The following is a 20,370-nucleotide window of genomic DNA, read 5'->3' on the forward strand; positions in this document are numbered from 1 at the left end:
GATCGGGTCGACGCCGGGTGCGGGGTGCCGCCGTCTGTGACGGCAACCGAGGATCGTCCTCGAGGCGGTAAGCCGTGGCGGTGCTGAACGCGGCCTTGGCAGCGGCGGCGGTGGGACTATCACTACGGCGAAAAGTCATGTAAAGCCTCACTTGGTGATCGGTGATGTGTCGTCCCGGCACGGGGTGCTCCTCTTTGGCGAGAAGACCACTCTAAGCCGGGTTGGCCGCGATCACCCGGCGGGGTTCCTGAAGGGGACCCCGCCGTCCTTCCCTCGTCGACGTCGCTCGGGCTACGCCCTCCCGACGTCGACAACCGAAGGTCTCGGCTTTCTCATCTTGATTGTCGCGTGACTCTCATCTTGATTGTCGCTCTATATGGCACTTTGCTAACGCATGCCGCCGAGCGCAAGGTGATACCAGCTAACCCCCTGGCCTGCGTCAAACTGCAAAAGCCCGCCGTGAGCGAGGAGGAGATGGCCGAGCAGGCGTCCCAACGGCGCTACCTGGAGGCTCATGAAGTGGCAGCACTGTTCACCGGCCTGGATGCCTACCAGGAGGAGAAGCGGGAGCAGCGGCGCCAGAGTCGCGCCCACGGTAAGGCGTACCTGCCCACCCTGGACGGCCTGGCCTACGTGGATCACGTCGTTCCGTTCATCAAGCTGATGTACTACACGGGGCTGCGCCCTGGCGACCTGTTCGGCCTGCGCTGGGATCACGTCAACCTGACCTTCGCCACGATCCGTAAGGTCATCGAGAAGACCGCCCATCACCGCCCCGAGCCGATGACCTTCCCGCTGTCCACGTCCGCCGTGGGCGTGCTCAAGGCGTGGCACCAGCAGCAGGGAGCGCCAGCCAGCGGGGTGGTGTTCCCCTCGCCGCACAATGGCAAGCGCATGAGCCAGACGGCAATGCAAAAGCCGTGGGCGCGTGTCCGCCACCTGGCTGGCCTGCCCGCTGACCTGCTGCTGTACAGCCTGCGCCACAACTTCGCCAGCCAGCTGATCATGGGAGGTGCTGACCTGCTGGCCGTTTCTAAGCTGATGGCCCACTCGGACATCCAGACCACTATCCAGCACTATGCCCACCTGCGCCCCGATCACACCCGCGACGCGGTGGAGGCGTTCGCGAGGGAGACCACTTCAAAAACATTAGCCGGACACAAGTCATACAAGTCATGAAGTCATGAAGTCATGAAGTCATGGCGTTGGCACAGTTGTTATTAGCGTTGACTGATATTCAACTGGCTGTCGCCTGATCCCATTGGCTGGCTAGGGCCGTACACCCGAAAGCGTGGCCACTCCACCACGCTCGCCAGCCAACCTTCCATGGAGTGCGTCAGGAGTAGCGCAGATGGCCGAGATCAAGTTCCCCGAGGGCCTGCCCGGCTGGTTCAAGATCGACCGCTACGCCATCGAGCCTGCCAGTGAGCAGGACATGCACGACGCGGTGGAGGCGGTGATAGATCGACTTCAGTTCTACCAGTCCATCACGGCTCAGAGTTTCAATCTCCCACCCCTGGATGGCCCCACCCGCGATGCCGCGTTGGCCGCGTTGGAGGAGTGGTCCGACCGTCCCTACCAGCGCAGCACCAGCCATTGGAGAGGCGCGCTTCGGGCCGCCCTATGCCCCACCATCACCGCCGACGACGTTGCGGCATTTGACGGCATCCTTGAACGGGAAGAAGAAGGCGCACGGGCGGCCAGCCAGCAGGAAATGATGGACGCAGTGGAGAGTGTCAGCCGCCTGCCGCCCGAGGAGCAGCGGTTAGGGATGGAAGCGGAAATTCGGCGGCTGCGGGAGGCGGAAGGTGAAGAGGCCCAGCAAGTATTGCGGTACGCCACTGGCCAGACGGACGGACTAAAGCCCGTGCCCCCCGCCTGGCTGGAAAAGCTGTTCACCCGCCGCATTGCCGCCTATCTGGACCTGTCGCTGTGGGCCGCCCTGGAAGGCCACACCATCGACGTTGAGGGGTTACATGCGGAACTCTTCCCCGAAGGCTCAGACCCGCGATCCGTAAGCCGTTTGCTGGAGGGTTTACGGGAGCTCCAACACCTTCGGTACCGGATGGCCAACCAGGATGGCAGGGCTTTTCACGCCTATCAGAAGAACAGGAAACGACGGAATAAGCACGAGTAGTGCTGTCCGCAAAAATGGATTTGCCATTTTTGCTCAGCACTTCCCGATACACCCAGCAAACTAGGGGCATCACCAGCACAGGAGCATGCCCCAATGCCTACCCCTATTCAGCAAGACCCCGCCGCCCAACTCGCCAATGCACTAGCCCGCTACCACGACGGCTTTGACCCGACTTTGATCGAACTGCCGGAAGCCGCCGTGTTTCCGGGCCTCATCGCCGTCGCGCCCATAACCGGACGCAAAGCCCGGAGCACCGGCCTACTGCTGGGCCGACCAGGGCCACGATTCATACGTCGAGGGAGGAGCATTTTCTATCGCCTTTCCGACGTGCTCGCCTGGCTGGAGGATGGCGAGACCTTCACAAGTACAGCTGATATTGCTGCCCGTAAAGCCAGCGCCAGCGCCAGCCAGTGACCCCCAAAGGAACGCCCCCGCTGGCTGGCAAACCAGGGGGGCGAAAGAAACGTTCACAGGACAATCCAGATGATATCTCAAAAGCCCGAAGCGGTCGCCCCCATCGTGCGTATCGCCCCCAACCCTTCCTATCCCGGCGCGTCCATCCTGGCCATCCGGTGCCCCTTTTGCAGGGAAGAGCACGGGCACGGGATCACTGGCGGCGAGAAGCTATTAGGCGTGCCCCTCCACCGGGGCGCACATTGCAACGAATATGATACTGATCTGCGCCGGAAGGGCCTCCACCAGAAGCGCCGTCAGCAACTCGAGGCGGGACTGGCGCTGCGCGAGCGATGCGGCAGGCGTTACGCCATTCGCCAATCCATCGCCCTCTTCGCTGAATTCAAGAGTGGCCAACTGGTGGGCCTGCGGTTGGGGGAAATGCGGAAGATGCGCATCAGGACGACAGCCAGCGGGAGCGCAGCGACCACCAGCCAGGGGAGGGCGCGGGTATGATCGATCTACAGCATGCGCAAGCCTTCCTCGACAAGCTGACCGGCAGCCAGCCAGTGACCTTTCAGACCTTCGACGATAGCGACGCCAAGCGCCCCGAGCTGGCGTACACCCTGCATGGCACGATGGAGCAGCACGGCGCGGCATTGCAGGCGCTCAACCAGCGAGGGGCCGGCGTGTTCGTGACCGTCAACGCTACCGACCTGACTGGGCGCAAGGCGGAGAACGTAACCGCCGTGCGGGGCGTGTTTGTGGACTTCGATGAGCCAGACTCTGAGCGCATGGAGGCGCTTGCCCCTCAACTGGCTGGCGCTGGCTTCGAGCCCACCATCATCGTCGAGTCATCTCCCGGCAGGCACCACTACTATTGGTTGACCCGCCAGCCGGGGGAGTTGGCCCCGGATGAGTTCCGCACCATACAGAAGGCGCTGGCTGACTGGCTGGGCAGCGATGCCAAGGTCTGCGACCTGCCCCGCGTCATGCGCCTGCCAGGCTCAACCCACCGCAAGGGCGATCCCTTCTCGAGCCGCATGGTGCAGGAAGGCCCGAGGCACGAGGCTGAGGCCATCCGCGGTGCCATCCCTGCACCTGCTCCTGCACCGGCCCCGCCTGCCCCTTCACCGGCAACGATCCCGCCAGCCAGGAGGGGGGCAGGAGCCCCTGCCAGGGGAGAGGCTTACGCCCGGTCCGTCCTGGATGGCATCGAGCAGGACATCGCCAATGCCCCGACAGGGGAGCGCAACCAGGTGCTCTACCAGAAGGCGCGGCGAGCGTTCAGCCTGGTGCATGCTCAACAGTTAGACGTGGGCGAGGTGCGTGCCGTGCTGGAGGGCGCGGCGGCGGAGTGCGGGCTGGAGGCGGACGAGATCGCCACCACGTTGGCCAGCGCCTGGAGCGCCAGCCAGAAGGAGCCAGATGATATCGCCCCTCCACTGGCAGGCGAAGGCTTTGAGGCCGAATGTCCGCCGGCGTCAGGGGACGATGAGGAGCGCGAGAAGAGCGCGCAACTTGACAGGATTGTTGCCTTCGTCAAGGCGCGCAGTGAGCTATTCCACGACGACAATGACACCGCCTATATCCGCGACCGCCAGACTGGCGAGGTCCGCACGGTAGGAAGTCGCGCCTTCCGCAACTGGCTGACCGCCGCGTTTCACCAACAGTATGGGAAAGCCGTCCGCGACCAGCCGCTTCGAGAAGCCAGGATGACCCTGGAAGGGCTGGCCATGCAGGATCATCGCCAGGTTCACGGGCGAGTAGCTGGCGCCAGCGGGAGCTACTGGCTCGATCTTGGCAGGGACGGCGACAGCCGTGCCGTCCACTTGCGTCCCGGCGCGTGGTCAGTGGAGGGGGCCGAGTTGATGTTCTACCGATCTGACAGCGCCCAGCCACTGCCCGAGCCAGCCAGGGGAGGGAGCATAGAGCCGCTATGGTGCATCGCCAACATCCCGCCCGAATCGCGGCTGCTGGTGGTGGCCTGGCTGGTAGAGTGCCTTCGCCCTGATACGCCTTACCCCATTGTGGAGCTACTGGGCGAGCAGGGTAGCGCCAAGAGCACCGCCCAAACCGCCCTGCGCCGCTTGATTGACCCCAACGCCGCCGACCTGAGAGGGGCGCCGAGGTCCGCCGAGGACCTGTACATCTCCGGCGGCATCAATCACCTGATCAGCCTCGAAAACGTCAGCTACTTGCCCGCGCCTCTACAGGACGCCATGTGTGTGGTGGCGACCGGCGGGGGGTTCGCCAAGCGCAAGCTTTATACGGACGGCGACGAGTCGGTAATCACACTCAAACGCCCCATCATATTGAACGGCATATCCGCTGCGGTAACCCAACAGGACCTGGTAAGCCGCACCATCACCGTTGATATGCCGGTAATCAAGAGCGCCCAAGCCAAGGACAAGCTTGATGCCGAGTTCGAGGCCACGCGCGCCAGCATCCTTGGTGGGCTACTGGATATTGCCGCCAAGGCGCTGGAGTGCCTGCCAAGGATGGAGCTACCCCCGGACGAGCGCCCCCGATTGGTGGAGTTCGCTTACCTTGGCATGGCAGTTGCCGAGGCCATGGGGGAAGAGCCCAAAGCTTTCATGCGCCAGTTCGAGGCGGCCCGCCTGGATGGGCTTGAGCGCACCCTGGAGGCCAGCCCAGTGGCGACAGCTATCCGGGCTTGGTCGGTGATCAACGCTGGCACCAAGGATCAGACAACCAGCCAGTGGCTGGCGGACCTGGCACCTTACAGACCGATGGGGAGCGATGCCTGGCCAAAGTCCGCCAAGGGCCTAGGGAATGCATTGCGCCGCGCCGCCCCTGCACTGCGTCAGTTGGGCATCGAGTGCAAGAGCTTGGGCAATATCGGCGGCCACGTAAAGTGGCGCATCGGGGTTGCCAGCCAGGGGGAGGCATCGGCGCCCAGCCAGGGGGAGGCATCGGCGCCCAGCCTTCGTGTAGTGGGGGGAGACCACCCCCTGCTGTAAATACAAACCAGCCAACGCCATGACTTCATGACTTGCATGACTTCGCTCTGGCTAATGTTTTTGAAAGAGGGGGCGCCCCTCGCGCGCGAGCGTCCCCTTTATTAGTCATTGGCATCAAAATTTATAGCGTTAGTCAAAATATTTATAAGCGGTCTAGTGCCCCTCCCCTTGGCAGGCACACCACCACCACACCGCCACGCCACTACAGCCAGCCAGGAGGGGGGCAGGAGCCCCTGCCAAGTGAAGTGTATCAGATAACGCTGATTGAGGAAGATACGATGACAGGTAGCCCAATCAAACGAGAGCGCAAGGCCCGCTGGCTGGCGCTCAAGGCCGATCCAGCCTTCGCGGCAGACTGTATATCCCGGATCGCCTGCGGTGACAGCATCCGCGCCCTGGCCGCCGAGAACGACATCCCGATCAATACCTTCTGGCACTGGATCACCAAGGAGCACGGCGGGGCAGTCGCTGCCGCCAGGAAGGTCGTAGCCGCCCAGCTTGCCGACCAGATGAAGGAGGCGGCGGAACGAGTCGAAGCGGGGGAGCTAAACCCCAAGGCCGCGCAGACCGCTTCCAGCATCAGGCAGTGGCTGGCAGCCCGTTATGATCGCGAGACATTCGGAGATAAGTCCAGCGTGGATGTAACCCATAAGGGCATCGTAGGGCTGCACCTCGAGGCCATCCGGCAACTGGCCAACGAGCCCATTGATGGTGAATGGGCCAACGTCAACGATGAGATGCCAGCCGGCGGAGGGCTGGAGCGCAGCGAGTATGGCAAGGTGGACGAGGAGGACGACGATGAAGATGGCCACCCCTTGGACTGCCATCCGCTGCTATAGCGGGCTAGTTCTCTGAAAATTGGGCGCGCAGCGTGGCCAGCTCTCTGAGTATTAACTCCCTGCTCATTCCGTGGGAGCGCATTGCTGCCACTTTGAGGACAAATGGAATTGGGATGCGAAGATTTGCGGGGTCGCTGCAGATCCAGTTAACGTTTTGTACAGCGTCTTTGGTAGACATCCCTTCTGGTATGCCAAACCCCTGTACTTCGAGGTCGTTAAACAGTAGGCCATCTATAAGCCCCGCCATGTAGATCCATTGCTCAAAGTCACCGAGCATGCTGTTCCATGTATTGCAGCGAGTTTTAAAGAAGCTATTCTGCTGGGCGGTCGCTTTTTCGGCTGGAAAAGTGATTGTCAGCAGAAGCCCAAGTATTAGCGTTCTGGCAGCTTTGGTTGTGCTCGTCATATTTTAAGAGGCCTCCCTGTCTTAGTTTGCAGCGTTGACACCCTCATCGGTGGACTAGCCCTAGCGAAGCGTAGTAGGTACTGCCTAGCACCTTAAACCCGACTTTGGCCGCCCTGGCCGGCAGTGTTTCCGTAGGGTGTCACCGATCCAGCCGGGAATCTCAGAATTTTTTTTCAGGGGGCGCTGGAACGCCAGCCAGTGGGGGTGGGGGCTTCGCGGCAGGGTTGGAGGAGGGTCAGGTGCGGGGGCTGGCAAATGCGTCGGCCCCCCGCCGCCACAAGTCCCTGGGGGGTCTCCGACCGGGGCCCTCCTCCCCCTGCGCAGCACCGCCCCCATTCGAGTGGAAGGCTCCCCGACTCAGGCTCCCGGTCTACCCCACTGGCAGGCGTAGCCGCGCCAGCCTCGCCGTCTATCACCCATTTGTCACCTGGAGTGGAATGCGGTGAGAGAAGCGCGGCAATGTTTCTTTATAAATCACTGTTTATAAAAGTCTTTGTGGCGCCCCCATCAGGATTCGAACCTGAGACCTTCCCCTTAGGAGGGGGACGCTCTATCCAGCTGAGCTATGGGGGCGCGACGGGGCGCATTATAAGCGCCTGAACCGCCGAGATAAACCCGCCGTGGCCCGGGCCCCTGCCGCGGGCCATGAGTCCGGCGGGATTCCCGGGTAGAATGCGCGGCAAACCCGTGACCGGTGGCCGGCATGTCTGAATCTGCGTCCTCTCTTTCACCGGCTGGTGATCGTCACTTCGATGGCCTGGCCGACAAGTTCGCCGCGAGCCTCTATGGCGGGGCCCGCGGCGAGCTGCGTCTGGCACTGCTCGACCGCCTGCTGCCCGAAATGCTCGACTTACACGGCCAACCACTGCTCGACGTGGGGGGCGGCCTGGGTCAGCAGGCCGAGTGGTTTGCCGTGCGTGGCCACGCCGTGACCCTGGCCGAGCCCTCCGGGGAGATGCTGGCCCGGGCTAGGGAATCGCTGGCGGGGCATGAGGTGACCCTGCTGCAGGCCCCGCTCCAGGCACTGCCCGAGCTGGCGCCCGGCCCCTGGCCGCTGATCGCCTGCCATGCCGTGCTGGAGTGGCTCGCGGACCCGCGCCGGGCCCTGGCCATCCTGGCCAATCTGCTGGCGCCCGGTGGTCAGCTCTCGCTGATGGTGTTCAACCGCGATGCCCTCAGGCTCTCCAACGTGGTCAAGGGCAACCTCGAGAAGGCCCTGGCCGACCGGCTCGAGGGCAAGGGGCTGCGCAAGCGGTTGACGCCGATCTCGCCGCTGACCCATGGCCAGGTCGAGGCCTGGAGCACCGAGAATAGGCTCACGATCCGCGAGGTGGCGGGCATCCGAGTCTTTGCCGACTACCTGCGGGAACCGCCGGAGAACGAGAGCGACCGCGAGCAACTGCTGGCGCTGGAGCAACGCTACTGCCGCGTCGACCCTCACTGGCGGCTGGGCCGCTACCTGCTCTATACCCTGGAGCGCCCCATACACTCCTCCGAGGAGGCCACCGCATGAGTGCCGAGACGCCCGTCTGCCAGCTGCTGGCGCGACAGAACGCCGACTACCGCGGCTGGCTGTGGGTGGCGCCGCCCCGGGACACCTGGCTGGAGGCCGGGGAGGGCAGCCTGCTCTCTGCCGATCAGGGCCTTCTCGCGGCCTGGCGGGACCATGGACTTCCAGCGCACTCACCCTTCGAGGGCGTCGAGTTGGCCCCGCCCGGGGCCGTGTTGTTTTGGCCCAAGAGTCATGCCCTGGGCGAATGGTGGCTGCTGTGGCTCTGTGCTCACCTGCCGCCGGGCACCCCGCTGCAGTTGGTGGGCGAGAATCAGGGCGGCATCAAGCGGGTGCTCAAGGCGCTCGCCGCCCTGGGGCTCGGCTGTCGCAAGCGGGACAGCGCCCGCCGCTGCGGCCTCTACGCCACCCGGCTGGATCGGGTGGGCATCGACCCGGACGAGGCCTGGACCGCCTTCGAGGCTAATCTGGGGAACGAGACGCTGCGTCTGGTCAGCCATCCGGGCGTGTTCGGCCATGGCAAGCTGGATGACGGCACCCGGCTGCTGCTGGAGCAGCTCCCGAGACACTTGACGGAAGGGCGCTCGGCGCTCGGCGAGGTGCTCGGCGATGTTTTAGATATGGGCTGCGGCGACGGCATCCTGGCCGCCTGGCTGGCCCGGCGCGGGGCGCGGGTCACGGCAGTGGACGTCACTCACTTCGCGGTGGAGGCGACCCGGCGCACCTTGGCAGCAAATGGCCTCGAGGGCGAGGTCGTGGCGAGCGATGTCTATTCGGCGCTGGGGGGGCATCGCTTCGACGCCATCGTCAGCAATCCGCCCTTTCACCAGGAGCGGGCGATCGACTATGGCCCGGCGGGGCGGCTGATCCTCGAGGCTCCGGATCATCTGCGACCCGGCGGCCAACTGCTGCTGGTGGCCAATGCCTTCCTGCCTTACCCGGATCTGCTCGAGCGCGCCTTCGGCGGGTTCGAGATCCTCGCTGATGACCGACGCTTCCGGGTCTATCGGGCGGTCAAGGTTCGATCGACGGCCTGATCAGGCCTGCGGGTCGCGATAGGTGATCTCGGTGATCACGTAGGTAGTCTCGCCGCCCGGGGCGGCCACCGTCACCTCGTCGTCCAGCGCCCGGCCGAGCAGCGCCTTCGCCAGCGGGGCGTCGACGCTGATCCAGCGCTTCGTGGTGTCGGTCTCGTCGTGGCCGACCAGGCGGATGCGCATCTGCTCGCCTTCCTCGTCCTCCAGGGTGACGAAGGCGCCGAAGAAGACCTTGCCGGTATCCGCCGGCAGGCGGTCCACCACGGTGAGCTCGTCGAGGCGCTTGGTCAGGTAGCGGATGCGCGCGATGACCCGGTTGAGCTCCTTCTTGTTGTAGGTGTAGTCGGCGTTCTCGCTGCGGTCGCCCAGCGCTGCCGCCTCGCCGACCTTGGTCGAGAGGGCGGGGCGCTTGACCCGTGACAGATGGTCGAGGATGCCGCGCAGCCGCTCGGCGCCCTCGGCGGTGATCAGGTTGCTCTTGGGTTCCTGGCGCGGGTCCTTGGCGGGGTCCCGCCAGCGCGTCATGTTGCGGCCTTTCATGGCGTTCCTCGCAGTCTCGTGTCTGGCGGCGAACATACGCCACGCGAGCGGTGCGGCCAAGGGGTTCGCAGCCGGGCCCGCGGGATTAAGCTCGCCCGCGGTTGGCATTCCCGCTCTCGGTCACGATAATGAAGCCTTTGCGCGACCCGGAGACCGGCATGAGCGAGACCCGCCCGCCCGCAGACGATCAGGACCTGACCCTCGCGGTGCCCTTCACGGCCGCCGATGTCGACATGGCCGAGCGTCGCTGCCTGCACCAGGGCTTCTTTCGGCTGGAGGAGCTCCACCTGCGCCATCGCCTCTTCGAGGGCGGCTGGAGCGGCAGGGTGGTGCGCGAGGTGCATCACCGTCACGATGCCGTGGGTGTGCTGCTCTACGACGTGGAACGCGACACCGTGGTGCTGGTCGAGCAGTTCCGTGCCGGTGCCCTCGACGACCCCGACTCTCCCTGGAAGGTGGAGGTGGTGGCGGGGCTGGTCGAGCGCGGCGAGAGTGTCGCCGAGGTGGCGCGCCGCGAGACCATGGAGGAGGCCGGCTGCGCGGTGGGCGAGCTGATCGAGCTGCACACCTACTACCCCAGCCCCGGCGCCTGCGACGAGCGGGTCACCCTGTTCTGTGGCCTGGTCGACAGCCGCGGCCTCGGCGGCGTGCACGGGCTCGACGAGGAGCACGAGGACATCCGCGTGCACGTGCTGCCGTTTACCCGGGCCTGGGAACTCCTGCAGGCCGGTCGACTCGACAATGCCATGTGCCTGATCGCCTTCCACTGGCTGGCCGGTGAACGCGCATCGTTGCGAGCAAGGAGGTAGCGTGCCGAGAAACGCCTATGTCACCGACCTGAAGACCCTGCAGGGGGAGTGCACTGCCAACTTCATTCGGCTGACCCGGCTGCTGGGCGACCTGGAGGTCGGCGAGACCCGCGAGGTCGAGCTGCACAACCATGGCCGTCGCCTAGGGGCCCTGTGCCTCAAGCTCCAGGAGCGAGCGCCCTATACCAGTATCGTGCGCGTCTCCCAGCGCGGGGTGCTCGATACGATGATCGACACCCCGCGCATGCGCGTGCATCTCTACCACGACGTGCGCATGGCCGAGGTCACCGACTTCCAGCGCCAGCGCCACTTCGACGGACGCTACCGCTATCCCAACTCGCGCATGCACCAGCCCGACGAGAAACTGCAGCTCAACCGCTTCCTCGGCGAGTGGCTGGACCATGGCCTGGCCCATGGCCACTCCCTGGACCTGCCCCAATTGCCCTGACTAAAAAAAGCTGCCCTGACCAAAAAACTGCCCTGATGAAGAACGCCGCACCGATCCGACTGGTCCAGATTACCGACTGTCACCTGCAGGCCGACCCCGCGGCCCGTGCCCGGGCGGGCTTCCCGCTGCGCCAGCTGGAGGCCGTGATCGCGGCGGTGAACCGCGAGCGGCCAACGCTGGTGCTGGTCACCGGCGATGTCAGCGATGACGAGACGGCGGCCTCCTACCGGCTGGCGGAGCAGGCGCTGTCACGGCTCGATGCGCCCTGGTTCTGGCTGCCCGGCAACCACGATCGGCCGGCGCTGATGGCCGAGCGTCGCGAGTTGCCCGATGCGCTGGACCTGGGCAACTGGCGGGCACTGCTGCTAAATACCCGCGTCAGCGGCCGGGCCGGCGGCGAGCTGGGCGAGGCGGCCCTGGCGACCCTGGCCGAGCGTCTCGCCGCCGACGACCGGCCGACCCTGCTGGTGATGCATCATCCACCGCTGCCTGTCGGCTCGGCCTGGCTCGACGAGATCGGCCTGGCCGATGGCGAGGCCTTCTGGCGGGTCGTCGCCCCCCATCGCCAGGTGCGGGCGGTGTTGTTCGGCCATGTCCACCAGGCCTTCCATGGCGTGCATGCCCTGGCCGACGGCGAGGTGCCGGCCTACGGTTGCCCCGCCACGTCCGACCAGTTCCTGCCCGGTTCCTCGAGCTTCGCCCTCGACGAGGCCTCGCGTCCGGGCTATCGCCTCATCGAGTTACGGGATGGCGAGCTGGAGACCTGGGTGGAGCGCGTCGAGGCGTGAGGGGCAAATAGCCATAGTGGCTATAAAAAGATAAGTGGCTATAAAAAGATAGTTATTAATTCTTTTGGGTTATTATTGGCCCAGCGTTACCCTGTCTCGCATGATCTCAACCGCCCAACGTCATGCGAGGTAGCCGGGCCATGAGCAGTCTTCACGCACCGTCACGCGAGAGCGCCGTCGAGGCCGGCTTGGCCCCGTCGCCCGAGCGTCAGACTCATCTCCAGCAGCTCGAGGCCGAGTCGATCCACATCATCCGCGAGGTGGTGGCGGAGTTCGCCAACCCGGTGATGCTCTACTCCGTCGGCAAGGACTCCTCGGTGATGCTGCACCTGGCGCGCAAGGCCTTCTATCCCGGGCCGCCGCCCTTCCCGCTGATGCACGTCAACACCACCTGGAAGTTCCGCGAGATGATCGAGTTCCGCGATCGCATGGCCGCGGAATCCGGCATGGAGCTGATCGAGCACATCAACGAGGAGGGGCGCGCCGCCGGCATCAACCCCTTCGACCATGGCTCGAGCGGCTATACCGACGTGATGAAGACCGCCGCCCTGAAGCAGGCGCTGGACAAGTACGGTTTCGATGCCGCCTTCGGCGGCGCGCGCCGCGACGAGGAGGCCAGCCGCGCCAAGGAGCGGGTGTTCTCCTTCCGCGACCGGCACCACCGCTGGGATCCCAAGAACCAGCGCCCGGAGCTGTGGAACCTCTACAACGCCCGGGTCAACAAGGGCGAGTCGATCCGTGCCTTCCCGCTCTCCAACTGGACCGAGCTGGACATCTGGCAGTACATCCACCTCGAGGGCATTCCCATCGTGCCGCTCTATTACGCCGCGCCGCGTCCGGTGGTGGAGCGTGACGGCATGCTGATCATGGTCGATGACGAACGCATGCCGCTGGCCGAGGGCGAGGTGCCCGAGGAGAAGTGGGTGCGCTTCCGCACCCTGGGCTGCTACCCGCTGACCGGCGCCGTGGAGTCTCGGGCGGACACCCTGCCCGAGATCATCCAGGAGATGCTGCTGACCCGCACCAGCGAGCGCAGCGGCCGCGCCATCGATCACGACCAGGCGGGCTCCATGGAGAAGAAGAAGCGCGAGGGGTACTTCTAATTCGCTTAAGGCGAATTAGAAAGCCGGAAGCTCTAAGCTTGAAGCTGTAAGACAACCCAAGAGGAACTCCTGGCGGGGTTCGGGAAGCTTCAGGCATGCAGGTCACCGGCAAGGTTATCCAACGAAAGATATTCAGCGGTGAGTCAGGGAGCTCCGGGGTTCTTCCAGCTTCCGGCTTACAGCTTCCAGCTACAAGGTGTGTTATGGCACATGCATCGGATTTGATCGCAGACGATATCGAAAGCTATCTGCGTGAACACGAACAGAAGGACCTGCTGCGCTTCATCACCTGCGGCAGCGTCGACGACGGCAAGTCGACCCTGATCGGGCGGCTGCTGCACGACTCCAAGATGATCTTCGACGACCAGCTGGCGGCGATCACCCAGGCCTCGAAGAAGAGCGGCACCACCGGCGAGGCGGTGGACCTGGCGCTACTGGTCGATGGCCTGCAGTCCGAACGGGAGCAGGGCATCACCATCGACGTGGCCTACCGCTTCTTCTCCACCGACAAGCGCAAGTTCATCATCGCCGACACCCCGGGCCACGAGCAGTACACCCGCAACATGGCCACCGGGGCCTCCACGGCGAGCCTGGCGATCATCCTGATCGATGCCCGCTACGGGGTGCAGACCCAGACCCGCCGGCACAGCTTTATCGCCGACCTGCTGGGCATCAAGCACCTGGTGGTGGCGGTCAACAAGATGGACCTGGTGGGCTTCGACCAGGCGCGCTTCGACGAGATCGTCGCCGAGTATCGTGCCTTCGCCGAACAGCTGGCCGCGCCGGACATCCACTTCGTGCCGCTCTCGGCGCTCGAGGGCGACAACGTGGTCAACCGCAGCGAGCGCATGCCTTGGTATGCGGGCCCGCCGCTGCTGGAGCTGCTGGAGGGCATCGAGGTCAGTCGCGATCGCAACCTGACCGACCTGCGCCTGCCGGTGCAGGTCGTCAACCGGCCCGACCTGGACTTCCGGGGCTATGCCGGCACCCTCGAGGCGGGCATCCTGCGGCCGGGCCAGGCGATCAAGGTGTTGCCTTCCGGACGGACCTCGACCGTGGAGCGCATCGTCACCTTCGACGGCGACCTGGAGGCCGCCTGGCCGGGCCAGGCGATCACCGTGACCCTGGCGGACGAGATCGACGTCTCCCGGGGCGACTGGATCGTCGCCGCGGACGCCGAGGTGGCCATGGCCGATGCCTTCGAGGCCGACATCGTCTGGATGCACGACGAGGCGCTCGCGCCCGGGCGCCAGGTCGATATCCGCCTGGCCGGGCGCTCCGTGTCGGGGCAGGTCGGCGAGATCCTCCACCAGGTGGACGTCAACAGCCTGGCGCGCCACCCGGCCGAGCGCCTCGAGCTCAACGCCATCGCCCGCTGCCGGGTCGAGCTGACCGCCGAGGTGCCGCTGGATGACTACGGTACCAGCCCGGGCACCGGCAGCTTCATCGTCATCGACCGGCTCACCAACGTCACGGTGGGGGCGGGGATGATCCGCGGTGTCGCCCGTGCAGGTGGCCGGCCGACAGGCGAGGTGGACTGGGCCGGCTTCGAGCTGGAGCTCAACGCCCTGGTGCGCAAGTACTTCCCCCACTGGGAGGCGAAGGATATTCGCGAGCTGTTGCGGTAATCCCTTGTGATTGCCTCGATATGGGGTTCCGGGGACAGGTCTTCGAGGGGGCGCTGTGAATACCTCCCTGTACGCTACCGATGCCATCCATGGCATAAGACCCCCTCTACGACCTGTCCCCGGGTAAGCCCCGTCTACCTCGGTACCGAAAGAACCATGCTCTGGTAGGGTAGGTCCAATGATCTGCCCCCTCCCCGGAGCCTGCCCCCATGATCGTCCTGGCAATCGCCCTGCTGTTGGCCCTCTTCCTGCTGCCCAACCTCTGGGCGAAGTGGGTGCTGGCGCGCCACGCCCGTGGGCGAGAGGAGTATCCCGGGACCGGAGGCGAGTTGGCGGACCACCTGATCCGGCGCCTCGGGCTCGAGGGCGTCAGGGTGGAAATGACCGAGCAGGGCGACCACTACGACCCCGAGGCGCGCCGGGTGCGGCTCTCCCGGGAGCACTACGAGGGTCGCTCGCTCACCGCGGTGACGGTGGCGGCCCACGAGGTGGGCCACGCCATCCAGCACCAGCAGGGCTATGCGCCGCTGCTGGCCCGCTCGCGGCTGGTGGCGGTGGCGCAGAAGGCCGAGAAGATCGGCGCGTTGCTGATGATGGCCGCCCCCTTCCTTTTCGTGTTGACCCGCCTGCCGGGCGGCCTGGCCATCGTGGTGGCCGCCGCGGTGATCAGCTTCGGCACCGCCGCCCTGGTGCACCTGGTGACCCTGCCGGTGGAGTTCGACGCCAGCTTCCAGCGCGCCCTGCCGCTGCTCAAGGAATACATCCCTGCCCATGACATGGCCGGCGCCCGCCATGTGCTGACCGCCTGCGCCTTCACCTATGTGGCGGCGTCGCTTTCCAGCATCCTCAATCTGGGCCGCTGGCTGGTGATCCTGCGGCGTTGACATCCTCGCAGGCTGGGAGTAACAACTAAGTTATTACTCCTGCTGCGCTACTGGAGGCGTGAAATGCGGACACATCTCAGAAAGATCGGGAATTCGAAAGGCGTGCTGATTCCGGCGGCTATGCTGGCTGAGTTGGGTATCCGTGATGAGGTTGACATTCATCTGGAGGGGCAGCGGCTGGTGGTGGAGCCCGTCAAGAAGCCACGCAGTCACTGGTTCGATGGTTATGACGCCAGTCGCGACGAGGCGGCCTGGGAGGACCTGGTCGAAGTCGAGGTGGATGAGGATGAGTGGCAGTGGTAGGTCGCGATATCCGCCGCGGTGAGGTCTATTGGGTCAATCTCGATCCGACGGTGGGCACAGATATCCGCAAGACCCGCCCCGCGCTGGTCATCTCACCCGACGATATGAACGCTGCTCTCCCCAGAATCATTGTGGCACCGGTCACCAGCAAGGGGCAGCCACTCGGCTGCCGACCCATCCTGAGCTTTCAGGGCAAGCCGGCACGAATACTGCTTGATCAGCTTCGCTCCATCGACAAGCGTCGGGTCCTGGGCAAGATGGGAGACATTCCGCCCTCAATCTGGCACGCCACCCTGCTGGAGATGTTCCAATAGCTGAGCCTCACCCCGGCCGGTTGGCCACCACCACCGCGCGACGCGGGGCGGGGTAGCCTTCACGGGTTCGAGTCGGGTCGTTCGGGTCGAGGAAATCCGCCAGGGACTGGAAGCTCATCCAGGCGGTAGCGCGCTGCTCGTCCACGGTGGTCACCGCCTCGTCCACCACCCGCACGTTGGTAAACCCGCAGCGCTCGAGCCACCGGCAGAGCGCGGCGGATGAGGGCAGGAAGTAGACGTTGGGCATGGCGGCATAGCGCGCACCCGGGAGCAGCACCGTGGTTTCGTCGCCCGCCACCACCAGGGTCTCCAGCACCAGCTCGCCGCCGGGGCGCAGGGCGCCCTTGAGCTGTTGGATATGCTCCAGGGGCGAGGGGCGGTGATAGAGCACGCCCATGGAGAACACCGTGTCGAAGACGCCGAGCGCCTCGGGCACCGCCTCGATGCCCACCGGCAGGAAGTGGGTGCGCCCGCCGTCGGCGTCGCCGACGAAGTGGCGCACCGCCCGGAATTGCCAGAAGAAGCGCGGCGAGGGGTCGATCACCAGCACGAAGGCCGCCCCGGCACCGGCCATGCGCCAGGCGTGATAGCCGTTGCCGCCGCCCACGTCCAGCACGCGGCGCCCGGCCAGCGGCGCCAGGTGCGGCGCCACCCGCTGCCACTTCCAGTCCGAGCGCCATTCGGTATCGATGAAGGTGTCGCCGAGCCGGTAGGGCCCCTTTCGCCAGGGCGCGAGCTTGCCCAGCAGGTTCTCGCACTGGCGGCGTCGGCTTTCGCCTAATTCGATCTCGACGCTGACGGTATCGGCGTCCAGGTTCACCTGCCTTTCGCCAAGCAGGGTGGGCAGCTTGGCCACGGCCTTCTCCCAGGCTGGCAGGTCGCCGAAGCGCTGGCGGTCCAGGCCGCGCGCCAGCTGGTCGGGGAGGCGGGCCAGCCAGGTGTCCAGCCCCTGGTCGATGAAGGCGCGGAAGAGGTCGCGGTGCTCGGGCGCGATCGGCACCTTACTCCTCCCGGGACGCCGCGGCGCTGGCGTCCTTGAAGGCGATCAGCGAGGCGAAGTTGAGGAACTGGAACCAGGTGTGGGCGCGGGAAAAACCGGCCCGGGCCAGGCGCTCGTGGTGGCCCGCGAGAGTGTCCGGCACCAGCACGTTCTCCAGGGCGGTGCGCTTCTGGCTGATCTCCATCTCGCTGTAGCCGTTGGCGCGCTTGAAGTCGTGGTAGCGCTCCACCAGCCAGGCGTTCTCCTGCTCGTCGGCGGCCTTGATCTTCTCCGAGAGCACCAGCACGCCGCCGGGCTCCAGGGCCTGGAACAGCCGCCCGATCACCGCATCGCGGTCCTCGGGGGCGAGAAACTGGAGGGTGAAGTTGAGCACGATCATGCCGGCGGGGGCGATGTTCAGGGTGCGGATATCGCCCTCGAGCACCTCCACGACGTGGTCGGGGCACTCCGCGGCCAGGGTCTCCCGGGCGCGGGCCACCATGGCGGGGGACAGATCCACCCCGGTGTAGCGGAAGGCATCCGGTGGCAGCGTCCCGGCCAGCGCCAGGCCGGCGGCGCCCAGCGAGCAGCCCAGGTCGTAGACCCGGGCGCCGTGGCGCAGGTGGCGGGCGGCGATCAGGCCCAGCATGCCCAGTATCTGGCCGTAGCCCGGCACCGAGCGGCGGATCATGTCGGGAAAGCAGGCGACGACCTTCTCGTCGAAGGAAAAGTGTGCCACCCGGTCCAGGGGTGTCGAAAAGATCGCGTCACGGTAAGATGCGTCACTCATGGAGCTGGCCGGATATCGTGGGGAAAGGGTCGACATTCTACGCCCCGTCCACGCCGGCTGCACGACAGGACGTCCAGGAGGAGGCCATGACACACCCCACGATCGACCAGCGCGAGGCCTGGCAGGCCCTGGCAGCGCACGCCCGGGAGATGCGTACCACCCACCTGAGCGAGCTGTTCACCGGTGCGCCGACGCGCCACGCGGCCTTCACGCGGCGGGCGGCGGGCCTGACCCTGGATCTCTCCAAGCAGCGCTGGCGAGACGAGACCCTGGACCGACTGCTCGACCTGGCCCGCGAGGCCGAGGTGCCCGAGGCGATCCGCGCCCTGCTGGCCGGGGAGCGGGTCAACCGCAGCGAGGACCGCCCGGCCCTGCATACCGCACTGAGGCTGCCGCCGGAGGCCAGCCTGGTGGTGGAGGGCGAGGACCTGGTGCCCTCGGTGCACGCCACCCTCGAGCGCATGGCGACCATGGTCGAGCGTTTCCACGCCGGCCAGTGGCGGGGCGCCACCGGCCGGGCGATCCGCGACGTGGTCAATCTGGGGGTCGGCGGCTCCGACCTGGGCCCGCTGATGGTCACCCATGCCCTGGCCGACTACCGGCCGGAGGGCGTGCATACCATCGACGTGCACTTCGCCTCGACCATGGACGGCTCCCAGCTGGCCGACTACCTGGCACGGCTCAATCCCGAGACCACCCTGTTCGTGCTCTCGTCGAAGTCCTTCACCACCATTGATACCCTCTCCAATGCGCGCACCGCGCGGGACTGGCTGCTGGCCCGGCTGATGGGCGAGAACCGCGAGGAGGGCGTCGACGCCGAGCTGGTGATGCGCCAGCACTTCATCGGCGTCTCGGCGAGCCCCGAGAAGATGAACGAGTGGGGCATCGCCGAGGCCCACCAGCTGGAATTCTGGGAATGGGTGGGTGGCCGCTACTCGCTGTGGGGGGCCATCGGTCTGCCCATCGCCCTGGTGGTGGGCATGGACCACTTCCGCGAGCTGCTCGCCGGGGCCCATGCCATGGATCGCCACTTCAGCGCGGCGCCGCTTTCCGACAACCTGCCGGTGCTGCTGGCCCTGGCGGGGATCTGGAACGTCAACTTCCTCGACATCCGGGCCCACTCGATCCTGCCCTACGACGGCCGCCTGGAATTCTTCGCCGCCTACCTCGAGCAGCTGGAGATGGAGTCCAATGGCAAGTCGGTGACCCACGACGGGCGCGAGGTCGGCTACTCCACCTGCCCGGTGCTCTGGGGTCAGCTGGGGCCCAATGCCCAGCATGCCTTCTACCAGCTGCTCCACCAGGGCACCCAGGCCGTGGAGTGCGACTTCATCGCCCCCAAGGTGCGCTATGACGACGTGGAGGATCCCGCCACCCGCGACCACCTGATGGGCCAGCACCGCCTGACGCTGGCCAACTGCTTCGCCCAGTCGCGGGTGCTGATGCTCGGCGACGAGGCCATCGAGGACGACGGCCCGCGTCCGGTGCATAAGCGCTACCGCGGCAACCAGCCCTCCAGCACCCTGCTGCTCGACCGCCTGACGCCGGCCACCCTCGGCGCGCTGATCGCCCTCTACGAGCACAAGGTGTTCGTCCAGGCGACCATCTGGGACATCAACCCCTTCGACCAGTGGGGCGTGGAGCTGGGCAAGGAGATCGCCGGCGAGACCCAGCGGATCCTCGAGCATCAGGCGGACATCGCCGGCATGGACGACTCCACCCGGGGATTGATCGAGGCCGTCTGGGCGGCGGAGCGCGGCGCGCGATGACACTGGCTGAATGTACAGGGGTTGCGGTATGCTGAGTGCTGCCTGGCCGCTGTCGGCCGCCAGCGGGGTCCTCTACCTCCATGGGTTCAACAGCGGTAGCGGCTCGCCCAAGGCGGTGCTGGTGCGTGAGGCCTGCGCGTGGCTCGGCCTGCCCTGCGCGACGCCGCAGCTGCCGCACCGGCCGGCGGCGGCCCTGGCACTGGCCGAGTCGCGGCTGGCCAGGCTGGGGCCGCGGCCGCTGGTGGTGGGCAGCTCCATGGGGGGATTTTTGGCGACCCTGGTCGCCGAGCGCCACGACCTGGCGGGGGTGCTGATCAACCCGGCGGTGGCCCCGGCGGGGCTGGTGGTGGATTGGCTTGGCGAGCGTTTCGACAACGCCTATACCGGCGAGCGCTTCGCCATCGAGGCCGCGCACCTCGAGGAGCTCGAGGCGCTGACGCCCGAGCGGGTCACGGCCGCGCGCTACCTGCTGCTGCTGGGCACCGCCGACGAGACCCTGGACCCGGTTGATGCCTTCGCGCTGTATCGCGGCGCCAGGACCATCCTGCATCCGCAGGGGGATCACGGCCTGGCGGCGCTGGCCGACTACCTGCCGGCGATCCTCGCCCACGGCGGCCATCGCCTGCCGCCAGGCTGGTCCGGCAGCCAACGCCCCGGGGCACAGGGCGCCGGCATCCCGGGCGACACGAATCGCAACCATTTTGGGTGA

Annotated in this window: 22 protein-coding genes, 1 tRNA gene and 1 pseudogene; 18 read left to right on the forward strand and 6 right to left on the reverse strand. The window is 66.1% G+C overall.

Features of this window, described 5'->3' with window-relative positions; genetic code table 11:
- Window positions 1–210, reverse strand: a pseudogene (locus tag OP498_RS14950) (IS21 family transposase); the annotation flags it as partial.
- 201 nt (window positions 211–411) lie between these two features.
- On the opposite strand from OP498_RS14950, the gene OP498_RS14955 reads away from it, so the two are divergent.
- The 6 genes from OP498_RS14955 to OP498_RS14980 all read left to right on the forward strand — a co-directional run bounded on the left by OP498_RS14955 (window position 412) and on the right by OP498_RS14980 (window position 6,353).
- A complete protein-coding gene (locus OP498_RS14955) occupies window positions 412–1,179 on the forward strand; it encodes a site-specific integrase (RefSeq protein WP_280554193.1) in 768 nt (255 codons plus the stop codon).
- 172 nt (window positions 1,180–1,351) lie between these two features.
- Window positions 1,352–2,137, forward strand: coding sequence for a hypothetical protein (locus tag OP498_RS14960; RefSeq protein WP_280554195.1), 786 nt, complete (start codon window positions 1,352–1,354; stop codon window positions 2,135–2,137).
- A 93-nt stretch (window positions 2,138–2,230) separates the two neighbouring features.
- Window positions 2,231–2,551, forward strand: a complete 321-nt coding sequence (locus OP498_RS14965; protein ID WP_280554197.1) for a hypothetical protein — start codon at window positions 2,231–2,233, stop codon at window positions 2,549–2,551.
- A gap of 69 nt (window positions 2,552–2,620) precedes the next feature.
- Window positions 2,621–3,046, forward strand: coding sequence for a hypothetical protein (locus OP498_RS14970; protein WP_280554198.1), 426 nt, complete (start codon window positions 2,621–2,623; stop codon window positions 3,044–3,046).
- A complete protein-coding gene (locus OP498_RS14975) occupies window positions 3,043–5,514 on the forward strand; it encodes a DNA-primase RepB domain-containing protein (RefSeq protein WP_280554200.1) in 2,472 nt (823 codons plus the stop codon). The genes OP498_RS14970 and OP498_RS14975 overlap by 4 nt, the downstream gene beginning before the upstream one ends.
- 245 nt (window positions 5,515–5,759) lie before the next feature.
- On the forward strand, window positions 5,760–6,353 hold the full coding sequence (locus OP498_RS14980; protein WP_280554202.1) for a hypothetical protein: 594 nt from the start codon (window positions 5,760–5,762) through the stop codon (window positions 6,351–6,353).
- A 4-nt stretch (window positions 6,354–6,357) separates the two neighbouring features.
- On the opposite strand, the gene OP498_RS14985 is transcribed toward OP498_RS14980, so the two are convergent.
- Window positions 6,358–6,759, reverse strand: a complete 402-nt coding sequence (locus tag OP498_RS14985; protein WP_280554203.1) for a hypothetical protein — start codon at window positions 6,757–6,759, stop codon at window positions 6,358–6,360.
- A 496-nt stretch (window positions 6,760–7,255) separates the two neighbouring features.
- Window positions 7,256–7,332, reverse strand: a tRNA-Arg gene (locus tag OP498_RS14990).
- A 130-nt stretch (window positions 7,333–7,462) separates the two neighbouring features.
- On the opposite strand from OP498_RS14990, the gene OP498_RS14995 reads away from it, so the two are divergent.
- Entirely contained in the window at window positions 7,463–8,272 is an 810-nt protein-coding gene (locus tag OP498_RS14995) for a methyltransferase domain-containing protein (protein WP_280554205.1), read from the forward strand.
- Complete coding sequence (locus OP498_RS15000) at window positions 8,269–9,306, forward strand: class I SAM-dependent methyltransferase (RefSeq protein WP_280554206.1); 1,038 nt, start codon at window positions 8,269–8,271, stop codon at window positions 9,304–9,306. The genes OP498_RS14995 and OP498_RS15000 overlap by 4 nt, the downstream gene beginning before the upstream one ends.
- Here the strand turns inward: OP498_RS15000 and greB are convergent, their stop codons facing one another.
- A complete protein-coding gene (gene greB, locus OP498_RS15005) occupies window positions 9,307–9,846 on the reverse strand; it encodes a transcription elongation factor GreB (protein ID WP_280554207.1) in 540 nt (179 codons plus the stop codon).
- A gap of 158 nt (window positions 9,847–10,004) precedes the next feature.
- On the opposite strand from greB, the gene OP498_RS15010 reads away from it, so the two are divergent.
- The 8 genes from OP498_RS15010 (at window position 10,005) to OP498_RS15045 (ending at window position 16,123) form a co-directional block, all read left to right on the forward strand.
- Window positions 10,005–10,655, forward strand: coding sequence for an NUDIX domain-containing protein (locus tag OP498_RS15010; protein ID WP_280554208.1), 651 nt, complete (start codon window positions 10,005–10,007; stop codon window positions 10,653–10,655).
- A gap of 1 nt (window position 10,656) precedes the next feature.
- Window positions 10,657–11,103: a DUF1249 domain-containing protein gene (locus OP498_RS15015; RefSeq protein WP_280550548.1), complete on the forward strand. Its 447-nt coding sequence runs from the start codon at window positions 10,657–10,659 to the stop codon at window positions 11,101–11,103.
- 35 nt (window positions 11,104–11,138) lie between these two features.
- Window positions 11,139–11,891: a phosphodiesterase gene (locus OP498_RS15020; protein WP_280554209.1), complete on the forward strand. Its 753-nt coding sequence runs from the start codon at window positions 11,139–11,141 to the stop codon at window positions 11,889–11,891.
- Between the two features lie 140 nt (window positions 11,892–12,031).
- Window positions 12,032–12,994, forward strand: a complete 963-nt coding sequence (gene cysD / locus OP498_RS15025; RefSeq protein WP_280550550.1) for a sulfate adenylyltransferase subunit CysD — start codon at window positions 12,032–12,034, stop codon at window positions 12,992–12,994.
- Between the two features lie 203 nt (window positions 12,995–13,197).
- Window positions 13,198–14,622, forward strand: a complete 1,425-nt coding sequence (gene cysN / locus OP498_RS15030; RefSeq protein WP_280554211.1) for a sulfate adenylyltransferase subunit CysN — start codon at window positions 13,198–13,200, stop codon at window positions 14,620–14,622.
- A gap of 209 nt (window positions 14,623–14,831) precedes the next feature.
- On the forward strand, window positions 14,832–15,506 hold the full coding sequence (locus OP498_RS15035; RefSeq protein WP_280554213.1) for a zinc metallopeptidase: 675 nt from the start codon (window positions 14,832–14,834) through the stop codon (window positions 15,504–15,506).
- A gap of 63 nt (window positions 15,507–15,569) precedes the next feature.
- Entirely contained in the window at window positions 15,570–15,809 is a 240-nt protein-coding gene (locus OP498_RS15040; protein ID WP_280554216.1) for an AbrB/MazE/SpoVT family DNA-binding domain-containing protein, read from the forward strand.
- On the forward strand, window positions 15,803–16,123 hold the full coding sequence (locus tag OP498_RS15045) for a type II toxin-antitoxin system PemK/MazF family toxin (RefSeq protein WP_280554218.1): 321 nt from the start codon (window positions 15,803–15,805) through the stop codon (window positions 16,121–16,123). Before OP498_RS15040 ends, OP498_RS15045 begins: the two co-directional genes overlap by 7 nt.
- Before the next feature lie 7 nt (window positions 16,124–16,130).
- On the opposite strand, the gene cmoB is transcribed toward OP498_RS15045, so the two are convergent.
- Both cmoB and cmoA read right to left on the reverse strand, forming a co-directional pair.
- Entirely contained in the window at window positions 16,131–17,123 is a 993-nt protein-coding gene (gene cmoB, locus OP498_RS15050; protein ID WP_280554220.1) for a tRNA 5-methoxyuridine(34)/uridine 5-oxyacetic acid(34) synthase CmoB, read from the reverse strand.
- Window position 17,124: 1 nt separating this feature from the next.
- Complete coding sequence (gene cmoA / locus OP498_RS15055; protein WP_280547870.1) at window positions 17,125–17,892, reverse strand: carboxy-S-adenosyl-L-methionine synthase CmoA; 768 nt, start codon at window positions 17,890–17,892, stop codon at window positions 17,125–17,127.
- Window positions 17,893–17,978: 86 nt separating this feature from the next.
- On the opposite strand from cmoA, the gene pgi reads away from it, so the two are divergent.
- Window positions 17,979–19,661: a glucose-6-phosphate isomerase gene (gene pgi / locus OP498_RS15060; RefSeq protein ID WP_280554222.1), complete on the forward strand. Its 1,683-nt coding sequence runs from the start codon at window positions 17,979–17,981 to the stop codon at window positions 19,659–19,661.
- Between the two features lie 28 nt (window positions 19,662–19,689).
- The gene (locus OP498_RS15065; RefSeq protein ID WP_280554224.1) at window positions 19,690–20,370 is read left to right on the forward strand and encodes a YqiA/YcfP family alpha/beta fold hydrolase; all 681 of its coding nucleotides are present in this window, start codon (window positions 19,690–19,692) and stop codon (window positions 20,368–20,370) included.

The sequence above is a fragment of the Halomonas sp. 25-S5 genome (genome assembly GCF_029889845.1).
Classification (GTDB): domain Bacteria; phylum Pseudomonadota; class Gammaproteobacteria; order Pseudomonadales; family Halomonadaceae; genus Halomonas.